Source organism: Streptomyces sp. NPDC126497, from assembly GCF_040302425.1.
GTDB lineage: Bacteria > Actinomycetota > Actinomycetes > Streptomycetales > Streptomycetaceae > Streptomyces.
The window spans coordinates 1-20,747 of record NZ_JBEORT010000095.1 but is presented as its reverse complement, the minus strand read 5'-3'; the positions used below and the strand labels follow the sequence as shown (position 1 = coordinate 20,747).

Sequence of the window (20,747 nt, the reverse complement as noted above, 5' to 3'; positions counted from 1 at the left end):
GTGCCGCGGGGAGCGTGGTGTTCTCATCGACCCGTGTTCCACTTCCGGTCCGGGGTGCCGGGCCCGCACGTCCGGACCGCGGGCCGTGGTCGTGCAGCGGGGCACCGGACGTGCTGGGCACGTCAGGTGAGGCTTACCTGCACAGCGTAGGGAGTGGAGGCGTGTTGATCAATCGAGCCCTCCCGGCGGCAGGCCCTTCACGGCACCCGCGCCGTCCGCCGGTCAGGGATGAGACCCGCCACGAAGGCCCTGCTCAGGGCGGCCGGGGCGGTGATGGCGGTGCCCACGGCCACGCTGTGTGCCCCTGCTTCGAGGGCCTGCGCCGCCTGCTGCGGGGTCGCGATGCGGCCCTCGGCGACCACCGGGACGGGGACCGCGGCGGCGAGGCCGGCGACGAGGGCGAGGTCCGGAGAGGTCCGGCGGGGGGGGAGCCCGGCACGTATCCGGAGAGGGTCGTGCCCACGAGGCCGGCGCCCCGCGCGGCGGCCCCACGACCCTCGACGAGGGTCGACACGTCGGCCATGACCAGGGCGCCCGCCTCGCGGACGGCCTCGACGAGGTCGGCGAAGGCGCTGCCGTCGGGGCGGGGACGCGACGGCCGCGGCGGCCGCCGCCGTCCGACCGGCCGTCGGGGCGGGGCGGATCCGGCGGGGACGGGGAACATCCCCGCCCCCGCCGGTGTTGCTCCCGGCGGCGGGACGAAAGGCGGAGCCGTGCACGGTGAGTACAAGGTTCCCGGCGGCAAGCTGGTCGTCGTGGACGTGGACGTGGAGGACGGCGCGCTGCGCCGCGCGCGGGTGGCGGGCGACTTCTTCCTGGAACCCGACGAGGCGCTGGACGCCGTGAACCGCGCCCTGGAGGGCGCCCCCGCCGACACCGACGCGGCCGGTCTGGCCGCGCGGATCGACGCGGCCCTTCCCGAGGGGACCGTGATGTACGGGCTCACCTCGGAGGGCGTCGGCACCGCGGTGCGCCGCGCGCTCGCCCACGCCACCGACTGGACCGACTACGACTGGCAGCTGATCCACGAGGGCCCCCAGTCCCCCGCCCTGCACATGGCCCTGGACGAGGTGCTGACCGCCGAGGTCGCCGCCGGCCGGCGTCCGCCCACCCTGCGCGTCTGGGAATGGGGCTCCCCGGCAGTGATCATCGGAAGCTTCCAGTCGCTGCGCAACGAGGTCGACGCCGAGGGCGCCCGGCGGCACGGCGTCGAGGTGGTGCGCCGGATCTCCGGCGGCGGCGCGATGTTCGTCGAGCCCGGCAACACCATCACCTACTCGCTGTCGGTGCCGGGGGCGCTGGTGCAGGGTCTGTCGTTCCAGGACAGCTACGCCTACCTCGACGACTGGGTGCTGGGCGCGCTCGGCGAGATGGGGATCCGCGCCTGGTACCAGCCGCTGAACGACATCGCCACCGACCAGGGCAAGATCGCGGGCGCCGCCCAGAAGCGGATCGTGGGCCCGGACGGCGGTCCCGGCGCGGTGCTGCACCACGTGACCATGTCCTACGACATCGACGTCGACAAGATGCTCGACGTGCTGCGCATCGGACGCGAGAAGCTGTCCGACAAGGGCACGAGGAGCGCGAGGAAGCGGGTGGACCCGCTGCGCCGGCAGACCGGTCTGCCGCGCGGGGCCGTCATCGAGCGGATGGTCGACTCCTTCCGCGCCCGCCACGGGCTGACGGACGGCAGGGCGACGGACGAGGAGCTGGCCCGCGCGGAGGAACTGGCGCGGACGAAGTTCACCTCGCCGGAGTGGACCGCCCGCGTCCCCTGAGACGCGCACATCACCTCTTCACGGGGGGAATTGAGGCAAGACGGCGCCCGCGGTGGTACGCGCCCGTCACCGTCCCTGCACGGAGCGAGTTGGTCCTTCCCGCATCACGGGAACGCGTGTGACACTGGCGTCCCGTCCGCTGTGCGGGCCCCCTTCCGCACCGTCCCCACGAAGAGTGCGCCGTGCGTTCCTTTCCTCTGCCGATCGCCCTGACCGCGCGTCTGTCCCCGGTGGTCGTCCTCGCCGCGGCCGGCTGGGCCCTGTCCTCCGGCCCGGCGGCCCCGTCCCAGGAGGCCGCGGACGAGCCGGCCGGGAGGACGAAGACGCCGTCCGCGGCCGCCCCTTCGCGGACGCAGGCGACGAAGACCTACGCCACCGCGCCGGCGCCGTGCGACAGCCTCGCCGAGAAGAGCGTCAAGTCCCTGGTGCCGGGCGCCGGGACGGCCGGCAAGGAGATACGGTCCACGGACTCGGAGCTGCGCCGCACCTGTTCCTGGAACGCCCTCAAGGGCTACGAGTACCGCTGGCTCGACGTGTCCTTCGAGGTGCTGGAGTCCGACGAGGCGGCGGAACGGTCGTACCGGGGACGGCTGGAGGACAAAAGCGGCGGGGGCCCGGTCCCCGGACTCGGGGACGCGGGGTACTCCGTCGTGAACCTCACCACCGAGGACAAGCAGCAGACCCGTGAGGGCGTGGTGGTGGCGCGCGCCTCCAACGCACTGGTGGTCGTGACGTACAACGGCAGCGACTTCGAGTCGAAGAAGGCGCCGGGCACGGACGAGATCAACAAGGGCGCCATCAAGGCCGCCAAGGAGGCGGTGGCGGCGCTGGAGAAGAACCGGAACTGATGGTTCCGTGACATCTGTCACAGGTCGTGACGATCTGTGCGGGCCGCTTAGTAGAGACCGCCCCGACGACATGGGGGACTTGTCCGTCTTGCCGCGAATGCGGGAGGGGAGGGGGCGGGGGGTGACGCGGTGGGAGGCGGATGGCCGCGGCTCCTTCGCCGCGTGACGGTTTCTGACGGAGCGGCAGGAGTGCCGAGGGGGGCGCCGGGGGCGGTCCTGCACGCTCCCCCGTCCGCCGCAAGGCCCCCGCGGGGCTACGAAGCGCAGTAGTAGGAGAGCCCTTTGCGCCCGGTGCGGGGGCGTCCCAAGAATGACCAGCCTCCGGACAGCAGGGGTGAGGTCAGGCATGGGAAAGCATCGTCATCAGCAGAAGTACCGGCGGACGGTCGTCGCCGCGGTCGCCCTGGGGGTCATAGGCGTCCCCTCGGTCGCCATGGCCTGCACGGACTGGGCCGACGACGGACAGCGGCAGGACCGGGGCGGGACGGCCGCGGCCGACGACCGGTGGGGCGGCCCCGACTGGTACAGCCGGTGGGACGGCCGGCGGCACGGCGGGTCCACGGCCCTGCCGTCGGACACCCCGACCGCCACCGCGAGCCCGTCGAGGACCGGCGCGCCGGAGCCCACCGGCGCCGAGCCCCCGCACCGGCCGGAGCCGAAGAGGACGGCCTCCGGGGCATCCGCCTCCGAGCCCGCCACCACGGCCCCGAAGCCCACGAGCGCGGCCCCCAAGCCCACCACGGCCGCCCCCAAGCCCACGAGCGCCGCCCCCAAGCCGACCGCGCCCGCCGCCACCGCCCCGAGCCCGGCCGCGACGGGCGGGGCCCCTGCCTCGGGGGCCGTCGCCGAGGTCGTGGAACTCGTCAACGCCGAGCGTGCCAAGGTCGGTTGCTCCCCGGTGAGGGCCAACGCCACCCTGGCCGCTGCCGCGCAGAAGCACAGCGAGGACATGGCGGCGAGCGGCACCATGTCGCACACCGGCTCCGACGGTTCCTCCCCCGGTGACCGCATCACCCGCGCCGGTTACGGCTGGAGCACCTACGGCGAGAACGTCGCCTACGGCTACTCCACCCCCGGGCAGGTGATGAACGGCTGGATGACCAGCCCCGGCCACAAGGCGAACATCCTCAACTGCGCGTTCGAGGAGATCGGCGTCGGTCTCGCACAGCCCGGCTCCTACTGGACCCAGGACTTCGGCACGGCCCGGTAGACGCCGTACGCCCGGGCGCGGCGGTGGCCCGCCGTCAGCCCGACGTGCACCACGGGCGACGCCGCGGGACCCACCGCCCGGCCGTGGTCGGCGAGGGCCTTCGGAAGGGATGCCGGTCAGCGGCCGAGGGCCGGGATGATCTCCGCGCCGTACGCGTCGATCGTCGTCTCCTGCGCGTCGTGCATGTCGTACACGGCGAACTGGTCCACCCCCAGCTCCCGCAGCGCCCGCAGCTTCTCGATGTGCGCCCCGGGCGGGCCGAGCAGGCAGAACCGGTCGACGATCTCGTCGGGGACGAAGTCCGTGGTCGGGTTGCCGGCCCGCCCGTGGTGGCTGTAGTCGTAGCCGTGCCGTCCCTTGATGTACGAGGTCAGCGCCTCGGGGACCAGGCCGGAGTGCTCGCCGTAGCGGGCGACCAGGTCGGCGACGTGGTTGCCGACCATGCCGCCGAACCAGCGGCACTGTTCCCGGGCGTGCGCCAGGTCGTCGCCGACGTACGCCGGGGCGGCGACGCAGACGGTGACGGAGGCGGGATCGCGTCCCGCCTCCGCGGCCGCGGCGCGTACGGCCTTCACCATCCACTCGGTCAGGTACGGGTCGGCGAGCTGGAGGATGAAGCCGTCGGCCTTGCGTCCGGCGAGGGCGAGCGCCTTCGGCCCGTACGCCGCCATCCAGACGGGCAGCCTCCCGTCCCGTACCCACGGGATCCGCAGCGGCTGCCCGTCGACCTCGGCCTCGCGTCCCTCGGCGAGGTCGCGGATCGCGTCGATCGCCTCGCCGAGGCGGGCCAGGGTGCCCGGCCTGCGTCCGGCGACGCGCATCGCGGAGTCGCCGCGGCCGATGCCGCAGACGGTGCGGTTGCCGTACATGTCGTTGAGGGTGGCGAAGGTGGAGGCGGTGACCTCCCAGGTGCGGGTGCCCGGGTTGGTGACCATCGGGCCGACCTTCAGTTTCGTGGTGCCGGCCAGGATCTGGCTGTAGATCACGAAGGGTTCCTGCCACAGCACGGCGGAGTCGAAGGTCCAGCCGTGGGTGAAGCCGGCCCGCTCGGCGCGCTTCATCAGGCCGACGACCCGCGAGGCCGGCGGGTCGGTCTGCAGGACGAGTCCGAAGTCCATGCGCGGCTCTCCTAGCTGAGGTACTGACAGGTGGACCGCGGGGTGTAGACGCCGTGCCCGGCGCGTCCGGTGTACTCCCGGTCGGTGATGACGGGTTCGCCGCGCGAGAGGACGGTCTCGACGCGGCCGGTGACCCGCTTGCCCTCGTAGGCCGAGTAGTCGACGTTCATGTGGTGGGTGCCGGCGGAGATGACCTGCTCGGCGTGCGGGTCGTAGATCACGACGTCGGCGTCGGCGCCGGGCGCGAGGGTGCCCTTCTTCGGGTACAGGCCGAACATGCGGGCCGGGGTGGCGCAGGCGATCTCGATCCAGCGGCGGCGGGAGATGTGCCCGTCGAGGACCGCCTGGTGGAGCAGGTCCATGCGGTTCTCCACGCCCGGGAGACCGTTGGGGATCTTGGAGAAGTCCCCCCGGCCGAGCTCCTTCTGGCCCGCGAAGCAGAACGGGCAGTGGTCGGTGGAGACCACCTGGAGGTCGTTGGTGCGCAGGCCCCGCCACAGCGCGGCCTGGTGCTCCTTCGGCCTGAGCGGGGTGCTGCACACGTACTTGGCGCCCTCGAAGTCCGGTTCGGCGAGGTTGTCGGTGGACAGGAACAGGTACTGCGGGCAGGTCTCGCCGAAGACGTTCAGCCCTTCGTCGCGGGCCCGCGCCAGTTCGGCGACCGCCTCGGTCGCCGAGACGTGCACGACGTACAGCGGGGCGCCGGCGACCTGGGCGAGCCGGATGGCGCGGTGGGTCGCCTCGGCCTCCAGGAGGGCCTTGCGGACCTCGCCGTGGAAGCGCGGGTCGGTCTCGCCGCGGGCGAGGGCCTGTTCCACGAGCACGTCGATGGCGATGCCGTTCTCCGCGTGCATCATGATCAGTCCGCCGTTCCCGGCGGAGCGCTGCATGGCGCGCAGGATCTGTCCGTCGTCGGAGTAGAAGACCCCGGGGTACGCCATGAACTGCTTGAACGAGGTGACCCCCTCCTCCACCAGGAGGTCCATCTCCTTGAGCGTCCCGGCGTTGACGTCCGAGACGATCATGTGGAAGCCGTAGTCGACGGCGCAGTTCCCCTCGGCCTTGGCGTGCCAGGCGTCCAGGCCCTGGCGCAGGGACCGGCCGACGCTCTGCACGGCGAAGTCGACGACGGTGGTGGTACCGCCCCAGGCGGCGGCCCGGGTGCCGGTCTCGAAGGTGTCGGAGGCGAAGGTGCCGCCGAACGGCAGTTCCATGTGGGTGTGGGCGTCGACCCCGCCCGGGATGACGTACTTGCCGGTGGCGTCGATGGTCCGGTCGGCGGTGAAGGCGCCGGCGGCCGGGGTGGCGGAGGCGGCGAGGGCGGCGATGCGGCCGTCCTCGATCAGGACGTCGGCGTGGATCTCGTCGGAGGCGGTGATGACGAGGCCACCACGGATGACGGTGCGGCTGCTCATGGTGCTCCCTCTCTACGAGCGTGACGAGCTCTGCGAGCCGGTGCTACGACGTGCTCCTCAGGGCGCGCTCGAGGATCGCGGCGCCCTCCTCGGCCTCCGCGACGTTGAGGGACAGCGGCGGGGCGATGCGCAGGACGCTGGTGCCGTGGCCGCCGCCCTTGCCGATGAGCAGGCCGCCCTCGCGGGCCGCCTCCAGGACGGCGGACACGGCGGCCGGGTCGGCCGCGTCGGTGCCGGGCTTCGTCAGCTCGATGCCGATCATCAGCCCGCGCCCGCGCACCTCGCGTACGGCGGGGACCTGGGCGGCGGCGGCCCGCAGCCGCTCGATGAGCAGGCCGCCGACCCGGCGGGCGTTGCCCTGGAGGTCGTGCTCCAGCAGGTAGGTGAGGTTGGCCAGGCCCGCCGCCATGGTGATCTGGGTGCCGCCGAACGTCGAGATGCTGTTGGCGTCCAGACAGTTCATGATCTCGGCGCGGGCCACGACCCCGCCGATGGACATGCCGTTGCCGATGCCCTTGGCGAAGGTCAGCATGTCGGGCGGCCCGCTGCGGCCGTGCGCCTGCCAGCCCCAGAAGTGCTCGCCGGTGCGGCCCCAGCCGGTCTGCACCTCGTCGGAGATCCACAGCACGCCCCGCTCGTGCAGCACCTCGCGGAAGGCCGCGTACAGGCCGTCGGGCGGCGAGGTGAAGCCGCCGACGCCCTGGATCGGCTCGGCGATCAGCGCGGCGGGCGGGCGGATGTGGCCGAGGACGTCCTTCAGGTCGTCGACGCAGGCCGCGACGAAGTCGTAGTCGTCGAGCGCGGCGAAGGGGCCCCGGGTGCGCACGCCGCCGTGGACGTACAGCGTCTGCAGCGGGGAGAGCGAGGTCGGGGACCAGCCGCGGTTGCCGGTGACGCCGACCGAGCCGAAGGAGCGGCCGTGGTAGCTGTTGCGCATGGCCAGGACCGTGTTGCTGCGCCGGTAGGCGGTGGCCAGCAGCAGGGCGGTGTCGTTGGCCTCGGTGCCGGAGGTGGTGAAGAACACCCGGGCGTCCGGGATGCCGCTCAACTGGACGATGCGCTCGGCGAGTTCCACCATCGGCCGGTTGAGGTAGAGGGTGGAGGAGTGGACGATCCGCCCGGCCTGGTCGCTCACCGCCTTGGTGACCTCGGGCAGGGCGTGCGCGGTCATGGTGGTGAGGATGCCGCCGAAGAAGTCGAGGTAGCGGTTGCCGTCGGAGTCCCAGACGTGGCGTCCCTCGCCGTGGGTGATCTCGATGGGCTCGTCGTAGTAGAGGGCGAGCCAGTCGGGCAGCACGGACCGGTGGCGGCCCAGCAGGTCGTCGGTCACGGCCGCACCAGCCCCTCGTAGGCGTCGGGACGGCGGTCGCGGTAGAAGGCCCACTGCCGGCGCACTTCCTCGATGAGGTCGAAGTCCAGGTCGCGGACCACGAGTTCCTCCTCGCTGTCGCTGGCGACGTCGCCGACGAACTGCCCGCGCGGGTCGACGAAGTACGAGGTGCCGTAGAAGTCGTTGTCCCCGTACTCCTCGCGCCCCACCCGGTTGATGGCGGCGACGAAGTACTCGTTCGCGACGGCCGCCGCCGGCTGCTCCAGCCGCCACAGGTGGGACGAGAGGCCGCGGTGCGTGGCGGACGGGTTGTAGACCAACTGGGCTCCGTTGATGCCGAGTTGGCGCCATCCCTCCGGGAAGTGGCGGTCGTAGCAGATGTAGACGCCGACCTTGCCGACGGCGGTGTCGAAGACCGGCCAGCCGAGGTTGCCGGGCCGGAAGTAGAACTTCTCCCAGAAGCCCTTGACCTGCGGAATGTGGTGCTTGCGGTACTTGCCGAGAACGGTGCCGTCGGCGTCGATCACGGCGGCGGTGTTGTAGTAGAAGCCCGACTGCTCGACCTCGAACACCGGCACGACGACCACCATGCCGGTCTCGCGGGCCAGCTCCCGCATCCGGCGGACGGTCGGCCCGTCGGGCACGGGCTCGGCCCAGCGGTAGTGCTCGGGGTCCTGGACCTGGCAGAAGTAGGGGGCGTTGAACACCTCCTGGAACCCGATGACCTTCGCGCCCCGCCGGGCCGCCTCGCGGGCGTGCTCCTCGTGTTTCGCCAGCATGGACTCGGTGTCCCCGGTCCAGGTGGCCTGGACCAGGGCGGCACGTACGACGTTGGCCATGAGCTGCTCCTTCGACGCGACGTCAGAGCCTCTACGCCCGTAGAAACGGTCGTAGGGGGACGAACGTAAGCCTCCCGGGCGGCCTTGCCAAGACCATCGTCGTGAACCCGCTGGGTCGATCGCGTTTCAGCACTCCGGTGGGTGAGCCCGCCGGGCTCAGGCGGCGACCGGTGCCTCCGGCGTCGCCGGCGCGCAGCGCCCCACGAGCTCGTCCATCGACAGGCCGAGCGCACCGGCCAGCGCGGCCACCGTGAAGAACGCGGGGGTCGGGGCACGCCCCGTCTCGATCTTGCGGAGGGTCTCCGCGGAGATGCCGGCGGCCGCCGCGATCTCGGCCATGCTGCGGCCGCCGCGCGCCTCGCGCAGCAGCCTGCCGAGCCGCTCGCCGCGTTCGCGTTCTTCCGGGGTCAAGGGGGTGCGCACCATGCCCCCATTCTAATACCGGTATAGTAATTGGCATGATGGAGCTGAAGACCGACACATCGATCGAGGCCATGCACGCGGCGGGCCAGGTCGTCGCGAACGCGCTGACGGCCGTACGGAACGCCGCCGACGTGGGCGTTTCCCTGCTGGAGCTGGACGAGGTGGCGCGGGACGTGCTGCGCGGGGCGGGTGCGACCTCGCCCTTCCTGGGCTACCGGCCCTCCTTCGCGCCGACCCCGTTCCCGGCCGTGATCTGCGCCTCCGTCAACGACGCGATCGTGCACGGCGTCCCGGACGGCTACCGGCTGCGCGACGGGGACCTCGTCTCGATCGACTGCGGCGCCCAGCTGGACGGCTGGGCCGGGGACTCGGCGATCAGCTTCACCGTGGGCACCCCGCGCCCGGCCGACGTGACGCTGATCGAGACCGCCGAGCGGGCGCTCGCGGCGGGCATCGAAGCGGCCGTCGTCGGCAACCGCGTCGGCGACATCGCGCACGCGATCGGCACGGTGTGCCGCGCCGGGGGGTACGGCATCATGGAGGACTTCGGCGGTCACGGCATCGGCCGCCGCATGCACGAGGACCCGGGCGTGCCGAACGAGGGCCGGCCGGGCCGGGGCGTGCCGCTGCGGCACGGCATGTGCCTCGCGATCGAGCCGATGCTCATCGCCGGCGGCACCGACACCTACCACGTCGCCCCGGACGGCTGGACCCTCCGCACCAACGACGGCACCCGCGCGGCCCACGTGGAACACACCGTGGCCATCACGGACGCGGGCCCCCGCGTCCTCACGGCCCGCCGGTGACCGCGGCCCGCCGCTGCGGGCAGTCGCTTGCCGCGTCCACCGCGGGCGGGCCGGGCCTCCCCCAGTGCCTCGAGGGCCCGGGAGGCATCCCCGGGCCGCACGGGCGGGTGCGGAGGCGCCCGCAAGCGCCGGGCCGCGCACCTCACCCCCGTTCACCCGCACCCGAGCTGGACATGCCCACCCCAACGGATCGTGTCATCGTGGGCATGAGCGAGCCCCGGCCGGGTTACCCGGCCCCGGCACGTCGACCCAGCGAAGGAACGGATGACGATGACGAGTGGTTTCGTCGGCCCGGAGGGCGACCCCTTCGCAGAATTCCTCGCCCGCTTCTTCGGCGGGCCGCGCCCCCGCCAGATCGACATCGGCCGGCTCCTCAGCCAGCCCGCCCGTGAGCTGGTGCGCGGCGCCGCCCAGTACGCCGCCGAGCACGGCAGCCGCGACCTGGACACCCAGCACCTGCTGCGCGCCGCCCTCTCCGCCGAGCCGACCCGCAGCCTGCTCAGCCGGGCCGGCGCGGACCCCGACTCCCTGGCCTCCCAGATCGACGACCGTCAGGGGCCCGTCCAGCACGGTCCGGGCGAGGCCCCGCCACCGACCTCGCTGTCCCTGACCCCCGCGGTCAAACGGGCCCTGCTGGACGCGCACGAGATGGCACGCACGAGCGGCGTCGGCTACATCGGCCCGGAGCACGTGCTCAGCGCCCTGGCCTCGAACCCCGACTCCGCCGCCGGGCACATCCTCAACGCGGCCCGGTACGCCCCCTCCGGCCCCCCGGAGGCGCCGGAGGCCCCCCAGGCCCGCGCCGAACGGCCCCGCCCCGCGACGGGCACGCCGACCCTCGACAAGTACGGCCGTGACCTCACCGAGCTGGCCCGCGAGGGTCGTGTCGACCCGGTGATCGGACGCGACGACGAGATCGAGCAGACCGTCGAGGTGCTCTCCCGGCGCGGCAAGAACAACCCGGTGCTGATCGGTGACGCGGGCGTCGGCAAGACCGCCGTCGTGGAGGGGCTGGCCCAGCGGATCAGCGAGGGGGACGTGCCCGACGTGCTCCTCGGACGGCGCGTGGTCGCCCTGGACCTGACGGGCGTGGTCGCCGGGACCCGCTACCGGGGCGACTTCGAGGAGCGGATGAACAACATCGTCGAGGAGATCCGGTCCCACTCCGACCGGCTGATCGTCTTCATCGACGAGCTGCACACCGTCGTCGGCGCCGGGGGCGGGGGCGAGGGCGGCTCGATGGACGCCGGCAACATCCTCAAGCCGGCCCTCGCCCGCGGCGAGCTGCACATCGTGGGCGCGACCACCCTGGAGGAGTACCGCCGGATCGAGAAGGACGCGGCGCTGGCCCGCCGCTTCCAGCCGATCATGGTGCCGGAGCCGACCCCCTCCGACGCGATCGAGATCCTGCGCGGCCTGCGGGACCGCTACGAGGCCCACCACCAGGTGCGGTACACCGACGAGGCGCTGCTGGCGGCCGTGGAGCTGTCCGACCGCTATCTGAGCGACCGCCGGCTGCCGGACAAGGCCATCGACCTGATCGACCAGGCCGGCGCGCGGGTGCGGCTGCGGGCCCGGACCAAGGGCACGGACGTACGGGCCATGGAGCGCGAGGTCGAGCAGCTGACCTGCGACAAGGACCAGGCGGTCGCCGACGAGCAGTACGAGCGGGCCACGCAGCTGCGGGACCGCATCGTGGAGCTGAAGCAGCGGATCGCGGACACCGGCGGCGACGGCGAGGTCGACGAGGGCCAGAGCCTGTGGGTGGACGCCGAGGCGATCGCCGAGGTGGTGGCCCGGCAGACGGGCATCCCGGTCAGCCGCCTCACCGAGGAGGAGAAGGACCGCCTGCTGGGGCTGGAGCAGCACCTGCACCAGCGGGTCGTCGGTCAGGAGGAGGCGGTGCGCGTCGTCTCGGACGCGGTGCTGCGCTCCCGCGCGGGGCTGGCCAGCCCCGACCGGCCGATCGGCAGCTTCCTGTTCCTCGGCCCGACGGGCGTCGGCAAGACGGAGCTGGCGCGGGCGCTCGCCGAGGCGCTGTTCGGCAGCGAGGACCGGATGGTGCGGCTCGACATGAGCGAGTACCAGGAGCGGCACACGGTCAGCCGGCTGGTGGGCGCCCCGCCCGGCTACGTGGGGCACGAGGAGGCCGGGCAGCTGACCGAGGTGGTGCGCCGGCACCCGTACTCGCTGCTGCTGCTCGACGAGGTGGAGAAGGCGCATCCGGACGTCTTCAACATCCTGCTCCAGGTCCTCGACGACGGCCGGCTGACCGACTCGCAGGGCCGGACGGTGGACTTCACCAACACCGTGATCGTGATGACCAGCAACCTCGGTTCCGAGGCGATCACCCGGCGCGGCCCGACCCTGGGGTTCGCGTCCGGCGGCGCGGACGCCGACGAGGAGGCACGGCGCGAGCAGATCCTGCGGCCGCTGCGGGAGCACTTCCGGCCCGAGTTCCTCAACCGGATCGACGAGATCGTGGTGTTCCGCCAGCTGACCTCCGAGGAACTGCGGCGGATCACCGACCTGCTCCTGGAGAGCACCCGGCGCGGACTCAAGGGGCAGAACATCTCGGTCGACTTCACCGACGCGGCCGTGGACTGGCTGGCCGAACGCGGCTACCAGCCCGAGTACGGCGCCCGGCCGCTGCGCCGCACCATCCAGCGGGAGGTCGACAACCAGTTGTCGCGGCTGCTGCTGGACGGCCGGGTCCGGGAGGGCGGACGGGTGACGGTGGACGCGGAGGGCGGGCGCCTGGCGTTCCGTACGCAGGAGACACCGGCACCCGAGCTGTGAGCGGGAAGGGGCGCCCCGGGCGGGGCGCCCCTTCGTGTGTCTAGCGCGCCGGACGGACCACCATCGCCGATCCGCCGCCCCGGCGGACCTTCTCCGCCGCCGCGAGCCACGTGCCGTCCGGCAGCCGCTGGACGGCCGTGGCCGCGCCGATCTCCGGGTTCTCCCGGAACGAGTGCCCGATGGCTTCCAGGCGCTGCCTGACCCCACTGTCGTACAGGCCGGGTTCGAGGTCCGTCCGCTCCGTGTTGCGCTGGCTGGCGCGCGGCGCGGCGATCGCGTCGACCAGGGGCAGTCCGCGGTCGAGGAAGCCGGTGAGGGTCTGCAGCACGGTGGTGATGATGGTCGAGCCGCCGGGTGAGCCGAGTGCCACCACCGGCCGGTCGTGCCGGTCGAGCACGATCGTCGGCGAGATCGACGACCGGGGGCGCTTGCCGGGACCCGGCAGGTTCGGATCGTGCACCGCCGGGTCCGCCGGGGCGAAGGAGAAGTCCGTCAGCTCGTTGTTGAGCAGGAAGCCGCGGCCGGGCACGGTGATGCCGCTGCCGCCGGTCTGCTCGATGGTGAGGGTGTAGGCGACGACGTTGCCCCACCGGTCGGCGGTGGTGAGGTGGGTGGTGTTCTCTCCCTCGTACGTCGTGGGGGCGGCCTCGCCGCCGGCCCCGCAGGGCTCCGGGGCACGCGGGTCGCCGGGCGCGAGCGGGCTGGTGAGGACGGCGTCGTCCCGGATGAGGCACGCGCGCGCGTCGGCGAACCGCTGGGAGAGCAGTCCCTTCGTCGGTACGTCCTCGAAGGCGGGGTCGCCGACCCAGCGCCCCCGGTCCGCGAACGCGATGCGGCTCGCCTCGATGAAGCGGTGCAGGTACTGGGCCTCGCTCGCCTCGGAGAGGTCGGTGCGCTCCAGGATGTTGAGCGCCTCGCCGACCGTCGTGCCGCCGGAGGAGGAGGGCGCGACGGAGTAGACGTCCAGGCCGCGGTAGGAGGTCTTCGTGGGGGCCTGGGACCTGACGCGGTAGGCGGCGAGGTCGCGTTCGGACAGCTCGCCGGGCCGGGCGTGCCAGCCGGAGTCCGGGTCCACGGGCGGCTTGCCGACCGTGGCGACGACGTCCCGGCCGATGTCGCCCCGGTACAGGGCGTCGACGCCCTCGCGGCGCAGCTCCTCGTACGTGCGGGCCAGGTCGGGGTTCTTGAAGGTGGAGCCGACGACCGGGAGCCGCCCGCCGGGGAGGAACAGCTCGGCCGTGTCGGGGAAGTGGCGGAAGCGGGTCTCGTTGGCGGCGGTCTGGGCGCGGAAGGTCCCGTCGACGGTGAAGCCGTCGCGGGCGAGGCGTTCGGCGGGTTTCAGGACCGTGCTCAGGCCTCGCCTGCCCCACGTGTCGAGCGCCCGCTGCCAGGTGGCGGGGGTGCCGGGGGTGCCGACCCCGAGTCCGCTGCTGACGGCCTCGGCGAACGGGATCGGCTCGCCGTTCTCCAGGAACAGTCCGGAGTCGGCGGTCAGCGGGGCCGTCTCGCGGCCGTCGAGGGTGTGCACGGTGCGGGACCGGGCCTCGTAGTAGACGAAGTAGCCTCCTCCGCCGACGCCGGCCGAGTAGGGCTCGGTGACGCCGAGCGCGGCGGCCGTGGCGACGGCCGCGTCGACGGCGTTGCCGCCCTTCCTCAGGATCTCGATCCCGGCGGCGGAGGCGTCGGCGTCGACGCTGGAGACCGCGCCGCCGTGGCCGACGGCCACCGGGACCTTGGGTGTGTGCCGGGAGGGCGCCTCGTGCGGGGCTGTCGGCGGGGCCGCCCCCACCGACAGCACGGCGGCACCGACCGCCAGGACTGCGAGACTCCGTGCGACAGGACGACGCATCCTCACCTCCGGTGAACGGCTGTCCGCGCAGCCTAGTTGGTCGGCATGCTCCCGTCAGGGATGCCGGGGGGCGTGCCGTCCGGCCGTTCCGGTGGCCCCTGTGCCCTGCGCCTCGAACAGGGGTTTGTGTGGGCCCGCTAGCATGCGCGCCCATGACTGACGACGTGCGCGACATCGTTCTGGGCGTGGTGGCCGCCGGCATCAGCGCCGCGCTGGGCTGGATCGCCCGTACCCACCTGTGGCGGCGCAGGCTCCGGCGCAAGCAGGCGTTCTTCGGCCTGCCGGACAACTCCGAGTCGCTGCTCGTCGTCAACCGCGACCCGGCGGCGGCGGAACCGGCGGTGCACCGCTTCGACGTGTTCGCGCTGCTCGAGCTCTCCGCGCTGGTCAAGGAGTGCGGGGCGCACGTCCGGGTGGTCACCCAGGACGCGGCCCACCAGGGCTTCGGCGAGCGGACCGAGTTCTGTGTGGGCGGGCCGGGGTCCAACCGGCGGATGCTGGCCCACATGGCGGCCATGCTGCCGGGGGTGCGGGTCAACGTCGATCCGGAGCCGGGCCCGGACCGGGGCGCCTTCCAGATAGGCGCCGAGCGCTACCGCATGGACCCGGGCGTCACCGAGTACGTCCTGCTGGCCCGGCTGACCGCCGGTGAACGGCGTGAGACGCGGCCGGTGTTCCTGTTCTGCGGCCAGCGCGCCATCACCAACCAGGCGGCCACCCGCTACCTCGCCCGACACCACGAGCGGCTGGCCCGCACGTACGGCTCGACATCGTTCGTCCTGCTGCTGAAGGTGATCAGTTCGCAGGCGTACGGCCCCGACATGGTGGAACTGGTCGCGGATGTGACGAGGGCCGCGCGGACCGCACTGCCGGCCGCCGCGCCGCGCACCGGTCACCGGGCGGACTGACGCCGTTCGGCACCACCCGTCCGGCGCGCAGCTGACCTTCTCCCCGCCGGCGGGCGACCCGTCGGGGTCGCGTCCGCCGCGCGAACAGTGATCTCCGGCTGCCGCCGGACGGGACTGGCCGTTGGTGCTCCGCCGCCCCGTGGACGCGGGACGGTGGGCCCCCTCCCGGTGGCGGCGTCCCCGCTCCTGGAGCGGGGTCCCCTCCCCCACCGGGATGAAGGGACCATCGTAGTCGAGGTCCGGGCGGGTGGGTCCAGGGGTGTCACCCCGACCGGCGTCCGGGGGCCCCGGAGCGGTCGCCGACGTCCCGGCGGCTCGACCGGCGGGGCGCCGGGCGCGCCCGCCCCCCTTCGTCCCCGGCGGCGCGGTGACCGCCGCGCCCCCTCCGGGCGGGACCGGTCCGCGGGCCGGACGGTCTCACGCCTCCGCGACCTCCGCGTACAGCTGTGACAGCTCGGGCACCCCGCTGGCCGCCCACGCGTGTCCGGCCTCCACGACGTCGAACTCCCGGCCGGAGGTGAGCCGTACGACCGGCTGGCCGTCGGCGCGGATCCCCCAGGCGGCCCCCGGCACGGTGTGCACGACGACGGTGCCGAGATACAGTCCGGCGTCGTTGCCCAGCCAGTTCGAGGTCTCCTCGTCGTCCCGCCAGCGCGGCACCAGTTGGTCCAGCGCCTCCAACGAGGCCGGGGAGTCGTCGAGTCGGACGCCCGCCCGGTCGGCCTGGGAGCGCAGGAGTTCGCACTCGGCGAGGAGTTCCGCGATCCCTTCGGGACCGGGAAACCCCGTCTTCCGGCGCCGGCCGCCCAGGAAAGGGATGTTCATGCCGCCAGCCTGTCATCCGCACCGTGTCGCGCACCACAGGCGCGCGGGATCCGGCGACGGCCGGCGCCACGCCTACAGGTCGAGGTCCACCACGACCGGCGCGTGGTCCGAGGCGCCCTTGCCCTTGCGCTCCTCACGGTCGACGTAGGAGTCCGTGACCGCCTTCGCGAAGGGCGCGTTGCCGTACACCAGGTCGATGCGCATGCCGCGGTTCTTGGGGAAGGCGAGCTGGCGGTAGTCCCAGTACGTGAAGGGGTGGTCGTACTTGAGGGGACGCGGGACCACGTCGGAGAGCCCGGCCTCGCGCAGGGCGGCGAGGGCCGCGCGCTCGGCGGCGGTGACGTGGGTGGAGCCCTCGAAGACGGCCCGGTCGAAGACGTCGTCGTCGGTCGGCGCCACGTTGTAGTCGCCCAGGACCGCGAACGGGCGGCCGCCCGCCGCGTCACCGGCCACGGCGGCCCTCAGCGCCTCGAACCACTGGAGCTTGTACGCGTAGTGGGGGTGGTCCACCTCGCGTCCGTTGGGCACGTACACCGACCAGACGCGGACCGGGCCGCAGGTCGCGGAGACGGCGCGGGGTTCGACGGAGCCGTCGTAGCCGGGGTCGCCCGGCAGGCCCTTGACGACGTCCTCCAGGCCGACGCGGGAGAGCACCGCCACCCCGTTCCACCGGCCGGTGGCGTTCACCGCCGACTCGTAGCCCAGCTCGCGCAGCTCCTCCACCGGGAACCTCTCCTCGGCGACCTTGGCCTCCTGGAGGCACAGCACATCCGTGCCGCTGCTCTCCAGCCAGGCCAGGAGCCGCGGCAGGCGGGCGGTGATCGAGTTCACGTTCCAGGTCGCGATGCGCATGTCCCCCAACCTACCCGGCGCCTGTGACAACGCCCGCCCGCCGCTCGCCGGCCCGCAGCTCGGCGGCTCACAGCTCGGCGGAGCCCCCCGGCGCGAGCCGCAGGTGCTCCGAACCGCCGAGGGCGCCGATCTGGCGGTCGTAGATCGGGCGGGCGAGGTCGGTGAGGAGGGCGTCGTGGATGTCGTAGGCGCGCTGCGGCCTCACCTCGCGGACGTAGTCGATCACCTCGGAGATCTTGTTCCAGGGGGCCATGACCGGCAGCATCAGCGTCTCGACCGGCCGGTCGGGGACGGTGAGCGCGTCGCCGGGGTGGAAGAGCTTCCCGTCGTCGACGAGGTAGCCGACGTTGGTGACGCGCGGGATGTCCGGGTGGATCACCGCGTGGAGTTCGCCGTGGACCTGGACGTCGAAGCCGGCGGCGGTGAAGGTGTCGCCGTGGCCGACGGTGTGCACGCGGCCCGGGAAGGCCGCCGAGAGCTGTTCCGCGACCGACTTCAGCGTCCAGATCCCGGCGGCCGGGTTGGCCTCCAGCGCGGCCCGCAGCCGGCCCTCGTCGAAGTGGTCGGGGTGCTCGTGCGTGACCAGGACGGCGTCCGCGCCGAGGGCCGCGTCCTCCTCGCTGAACATCCCGGGGTCGAGGACGAGGACGCGTCCGTCCTTCTCCAGGCGGACGCAGGAGTGCGACTTCTTCGTGAGCTTCATGATCCCATCCTGCACCCGTCCCGTTCACGGCCGCGCGGAACGCCCACGGCGGGCTCACTCCTGGGGCGTGGTCTCCTCGCGGACGACCTGCTGGGCCACCCGGAAGGCGCTGTTCGCCGCCGGGACGCCGCAGTAGACGGCCGTCTGGAGCAGCACCTCCTTGATCTCGTCCGGGGTGAGCCCGTTGCGCAGCGCGGCCCGGGTGTGGACGGCGAGCTCCTCCAGGTGGCCGCCGGCGACGAGCGCGGTGAGGGTGACGCAGCTGCGGGTGCGCCGGTCGAGCCCGGGCCGGTTCCAGACCTCTCCCCAGGAGTAGCGGGTGACGAGTTCCTGGAAGTCGCCCGAGAAGTCGTCGGCCCCGGCCAGCACCCGGTCGACGTGCGCGTCGCCCAGCACCTCCCGGCGGACCTTGAGCCCGGTGTCGTACGGGTCGGACCTGCCGTGGGTGCGCTGCGGTGCGGCGGGCGGGGCGATCTCGGCGACGGGCGCGGGCTGCGGCGGGGCGGCGGACGCCGGCTGCAGGGCCGCGGGCAGGACGGTCTGCCCGGTGACGGGCTCGAAGGCGGGCTGCCAGGCGGTGGAGAAGTGCCGCACCAGCAGATCGGTGACGGCGGCCGGCTGCTCCACCGGCACCAGGTGGGAGGCTCCGGGCACGACGGCGAGCCGGGCGTCCGGGATCCCGGCGACCAGCGTGCGGGCCTCGGCGGGGCCGGTGACCTGGTCCTCGGAGCCGACCAGCACCAGGGTGGGCGCGCCGACGCTGCCGAGTCCGGCCCGCGCGTCGAACGAGGCGAGCGCCTCGCAGGCGGCGATGTAGCAGCCGGGGTCGGTGGTGCGCACCATCTGCACGGCCCACTCGGTGATCGCCGGCTGGGCGGCGGCGAACCCGCCGGTGAACCAGCGCTCCGGCGCGGAGCGGGCGATGGGGTCGAGCCCGTTGGTCCGGACGATCACACCGCGCCGGCGGAACTCGTCCGCCGTGCCGAAGCGGGGCGAGGCGGCGATCAGCGCGAGGGAGGCGAGGCGCTCGGGGTGGCGCAGGGCCAGCTCGATCCCCACGGCGCCGCCGAGCGCGCAGCCCGCGTAGCCGAAGCGCTGCACGCCGAGCCCTTCGAGGGTGGCGAGCAGCCGCGTGGTGAGGTCGGCGACGGAGCCCGCGGGGTGGGCGGGGGCGCCTCCGTGTCCCGGCAGATCGAACCGGAACACACGCCACTGCTTCGTCAGTTCGGGAACCTGCCGGTCCCACATGTGCCAGGTGGTGCCCAGTGAGGGACCGAGGATCAGGACCGGGGCCTCCTCCGGCCCGTCAAAGCGGTATTGCAGGGTGTTCGGCGGTGTCTCACTCACGCCCCAGACCCTCTCACGTCTCACGGACGCCCCTGTAACGCGGGGGCGCGGGGAGCCGGTCTGACCAGGTCGAAGACCGCGCGGGCGGCACAGTGTTCGAGGCATCGGGTGATCTCACGCCGGGTCCTGCCCTCCTGGGTGCGGCGTTCGCGGTACGCCTGGGTGCGCGGGTCGTGGCGCAGGCGGGTGAAGACGATGCGGTGCAGGGCGGCGTCGGCCTGCCGGTCGCCGTGGTCGAGCCGGCGCGTGTTCCGGCGGCCGGAGGAGCATTCGATGGGGCTGACTCCGCACAGGGCGGCAAAGGACGCCTCGGTGTTCAGCCGTTCGGGATCGTCCCCATGGTGATCAGGGGAGTGACGGCGCTGTCCGGACCGATGCCCACCGGTACGGGCAACTGGGGGGCGTGGTGCTCGACGAGCCGGGTCAGGCGTTGGTTCAGCTCGTCGATCCACGTGGTGAGCTGTTCGATGCGCCCGGCGGGCATGCGTGACGTCATGTGGGTGGCCCGGGTCACCGTGCCCTCGTCTCCCCCACGTCCCCAGCAGACGGCGGGCCGGCCGCCTTTGAGCCGGGCGGGCTCCCGCGGCGATCCGCGCCCTCGGTGCTCAGGCCCACTGCTGAAGGCCTACGGTGGCCGCCAGGTCCAGCTTGCTGCGGGCGTCCGTGTCGGGGCGTGGCAGAAAGACCACGAGGCGCAGGTCCGCGGGCCGGATCGTCAGGACGCTGGACTCGAGGGCGATCTCGCCGACCAGAGGGTGCACGACGATCTTGCGCGCACTCTGGTGGTCGCCCACGGTCGGCCGGGCCCACAACGACAGGAAGCGGGGGAGACGACGCAGCTTCGTGACGAGCGCCGCCAGGGAAGGGTCCGACGGATAACGGCCGGTGGTTGCACGCAGGTCGGAGACGAGAGAGCTCTCGAACGCGTCCCGTTCGTCCTCGGTCAGCCGCATCCGTCCGGGATTCGGCCCGAACTGGGACAGCATGAGGTTGCGGCCGTCATCGTCGGTGGAAGTCGGGTCACCGAAGGTCGCCGCAAAAAGTGGGTTCCAGTGCAGCAACTGCCAGGCAGCGCTGTAGACAGCCAGCGGGTTGACGGCGAGTTGCTCCATCAGCCGGTGCAGGTTCGCCGGGATCAGCAGAGGAATCCGGTCCGGTCCCGCGGCGTGGCCGGCCAGGCGCATGAGGTGTGCTTGTTCCTCGTCGGACAGTTGGAGCACACGGGCGAGGGCCGTGCAGACCTGAGGAGAGGGGGTGAGGGAGCGGCCCTGTTCCAGGCGTTCCACGTACTCGGCGGAGATTCCGGCCAGCATCGCCAGCTCGCCGCGTCGCAGGCCTGCGACGCGGCGGGGGGAGTTGTGAGGGATTCCGACGGCCTCCGGGGTCAGGCGCTCGCGCCACGCACGCAGGACTTGTCCGAGTTCGCTCATGTCCCCATGTTCCCTCATCTTCTGCCGTCCCAGGGTGGTACTGGCGGTACGACGAAGATCTGTGCCTTCCGGCAGGGCCGGGGCGATTACAGGATCGACGCATGAACACCATCGCGCAGCACTGGATCAACGGACGGTGGACCGGCTCCGGCTCGGTTCTGGAATCGGTCAGCCCGGCCGACGGCACGGTGGTCGGCTCGTTCTACGACGGTGGCGAGGCGGAGGCCTCGGCCGCCGTGGACGCCGCCGCCGCCGCGTTCGAGACCA

19 protein-coding genes and 1 pseudogene are annotated in these 20,747 nt (G+C 73.0%); 6 read left to right on the top strand and 14 right to left on the bottom strand.

The window, feature by feature from the left end; all coding sequences use genetic code 11:
* Positions 1-197 precede the first annotated feature (197 nt).
* Positions 198-592, bottom strand: a pseudogene (locus ABTY20_RS28710) (N-acetylmannosamine-6-phosphate 2-epimerase); the annotation flags it as partial.
* Positions 593-713: 121 nt separating this feature from the next.
* Between ABTY20_RS28710 and lplAB the strand changes: the two are divergent.
* The 3 genes from lplAB to ABTY20_RS28695 all read left to right on the top strand — a co-directional run bounded on the left by lplAB (position 714) and on the right by ABTY20_RS28695 (position 3,836).
* Positions 714-1,778 (top strand): lipoate-protein ligase LplAB, encoded by a 1,065-nt coding sequence (gene lplAB, locus ABTY20_RS28705; RefSeq protein ID WP_351999959.1) that lies wholly within the window; start codon positions 714-716, stop codon positions 1,776-1,778.
* Positions 1,779-1,960: 182 nt separating this feature from the next.
* Positions 1,961-2,626 carry a hypothetical protein gene (locus tag ABTY20_RS28700; protein ID WP_351999958.1) on the top strand — a complete coding sequence of 222 codons (666 nt, stop codon included), beginning with the start codon at positions 1,961-1,963 and terminating at the stop codon, positions 2,624-2,626.
* A gap of 346 nt (positions 2,627-2,972) precedes the next feature.
* Positions 2,973-3,836, top strand: a complete 864-nt coding sequence (locus tag ABTY20_RS28695; protein ID WP_351999956.1) for a CAP domain-containing protein — start codon at positions 2,973-2,975, stop codon at positions 3,834-3,836.
* A 116-nt stretch (positions 3,837-3,952) separates the two neighbouring features.
* On the opposite strand, the gene ABTY20_RS28690 is transcribed toward ABTY20_RS28695, so the two are convergent.
* The 5 genes from ABTY20_RS28690 to ABTY20_RS28670 form a co-directional block, all read right to left on the bottom strand.
* The gene (locus tag ABTY20_RS28690) at positions 3,953-4,954 is read right to left on the bottom strand and encodes a TIGR03842 family LLM class F420-dependent oxidoreductase (RefSeq protein WP_351999954.1); all 1,002 of its coding nucleotides are present in this window, start codon (positions 4,952-4,954) and stop codon (positions 3,953-3,955) included.
* Between the two features lie 11 nt (positions 4,955-4,965).
* Positions 4,966-6,369 (bottom strand): dihydropyrimidinase, encoded by a 1,404-nt coding sequence (gene hydA, locus ABTY20_RS28685; RefSeq protein WP_351999952.1) that lies wholly within the window; start codon positions 6,367-6,369, stop codon positions 4,966-4,968.
* A gap of 43 nt (positions 6,370-6,412) precedes the next feature.
* The gene (locus ABTY20_RS28680; RefSeq protein WP_351999951.1) at positions 6,413-7,699 is read right to left on the bottom strand and encodes an aspartate aminotransferase family protein; all 1,287 of its coding nucleotides are present in this window, start codon (positions 7,697-7,699) and stop codon (positions 6,413-6,415) included.
* Positions 7,696-8,538 carry a nitrilase-related carbon-nitrogen hydrolase gene (locus ABTY20_RS28675; protein ID WP_351999950.1) on the bottom strand — a complete coding sequence of 281 codons (843 nt, stop codon included), beginning with the start codon at positions 8,536-8,538 and terminating at the stop codon, positions 7,696-7,698. The genes ABTY20_RS28680 and ABTY20_RS28675 overlap by 4 nt, the downstream gene beginning before the upstream one ends.
* A 156-nt stretch (positions 8,539-8,694) precedes the next feature.
* On the bottom strand, positions 8,695-8,964 hold the full coding sequence (locus tag ABTY20_RS28670; RefSeq protein WP_351999949.1) for a helix-turn-helix domain-containing protein: 270 nt from the start codon (positions 8,962-8,964) through the stop codon (positions 8,695-8,697).
* A gap of 32 nt (positions 8,965-8,996) precedes the next feature.
* Here ABTY20_RS28670 and map point away from each other — a divergent pair, with 32 nt between their 5' ends.
* Positions 8,997-9,767 carry a type I methionyl aminopeptidase gene (map, locus tag ABTY20_RS28665; RefSeq protein WP_351999948.1) on the top strand — a complete coding sequence of 257 codons (771 nt, stop codon included), beginning with the start codon at positions 8,997-8,999 and terminating at the stop codon, positions 9,765-9,767.
* A 270-nt stretch (positions 9,768-10,037) separates the two neighbouring features.
* Positions 10,038-12,566 carry an ATP-dependent Clp protease ATP-binding subunit gene (locus tag ABTY20_RS28660; RefSeq protein WP_351999969.1) on the top strand — a complete coding sequence of 843 codons (2,529 nt, stop codon included), beginning with the start codon at positions 10,038-10,040 and terminating at the stop codon, positions 12,564-12,566.
* A gap of 40 nt (positions 12,567-12,606) precedes the next feature.
* Here ABTY20_RS28660 and ggt read toward each other — a convergent pair whose 3' ends face one another.
* The gene (ggt, locus tag ABTY20_RS28655; protein WP_351999947.1) at positions 12,607-14,415 is read right to left on the bottom strand and encodes a gamma-glutamyltransferase; all 1,809 of its coding nucleotides are present in this window, start codon (positions 14,413-14,415) and stop codon (positions 12,607-12,609) included.
* A 152-nt stretch (positions 14,416-14,567) separates the two neighbouring features.
* Here ggt and ABTY20_RS28650 point away from each other — a divergent pair, with 152 nt between their 5' ends.
* A complete protein-coding gene (locus ABTY20_RS28650) occupies positions 14,568-15,323 on the top strand; it encodes a hypothetical protein (RefSeq protein WP_351999946.1) in 756 nt (251 codons plus the stop codon).
* A gap of 417 nt (positions 15,324-15,740) precedes the next feature.
* Here ABTY20_RS28650 and ABTY20_RS28645 read toward each other — a convergent pair whose 3' ends face one another.
* From ABTY20_RS28645 to ABTY20_RS28615, 7 genes are all read right to left on the bottom strand, one after another.
* Positions 15,741-16,148, bottom strand: a complete 408-nt coding sequence (locus ABTY20_RS28645; protein WP_351999945.1) for a DUF6278 family protein — start codon at positions 16,146-16,148, stop codon at positions 15,741-15,743.
* A gap of 72 nt (positions 16,149-16,220) precedes the next feature.
* Positions 16,221-17,000 (bottom strand): exodeoxyribonuclease III, encoded by a 780-nt coding sequence (locus tag ABTY20_RS28640; RefSeq protein ID WP_351999944.1) that lies wholly within the window; start codon positions 16,998-17,000, stop codon positions 16,221-16,223.
* A 67-nt stretch (positions 17,001-17,067) separates the two neighbouring features.
* On the bottom strand, positions 17,068-17,703 hold the full coding sequence (locus tag ABTY20_RS28635) for an MBL fold metallo-hydrolase (protein ID WP_351999943.1): 636 nt from the start codon (positions 17,701-17,703) through the stop codon (positions 17,068-17,070).
* Positions 17,704-17,757: 54 nt separating this feature from the next.
* The gene (pcaDC, locus tag ABTY20_RS28630) at positions 17,758-19,050 is read right to left on the bottom strand and encodes a bifunctional 3-oxoadipate enol-lactonase/4-carboxymuconolactone decarboxylase PcaDC (RefSeq protein WP_351999942.1); all 1,293 of its coding nucleotides are present in this window, start codon (positions 19,048-19,050) and stop codon (positions 17,758-17,760) included.
* 20 nt (positions 19,051-19,070) lie between these two features.
* Positions 19,071-19,325, bottom strand: coding sequence for a hypothetical protein (locus ABTY20_RS28625; protein ID WP_351999967.1), 255 nt, complete (start codon positions 19,323-19,325; stop codon positions 19,071-19,073).
* Between the two features lie 41 nt (positions 19,326-19,366).
* The gene (locus tag ABTY20_RS28620) at positions 19,367-19,534 is read right to left on the bottom strand and encodes a hypothetical protein (RefSeq protein ID WP_351999971.1); all 168 of its coding nucleotides are present in this window, start codon (positions 19,532-19,534) and stop codon (positions 19,367-19,369) included.
* A gap of 121 nt (positions 19,535-19,655) precedes the next feature.
* Entirely contained in the window at positions 19,656-20,480 is an 825-nt protein-coding gene (locus ABTY20_RS28615; RefSeq protein ID WP_351999941.1) for a helix-turn-helix transcriptional regulator, read from the bottom strand.
* Positions 20,481-20,747: the final 267 nt, after the last annotated feature.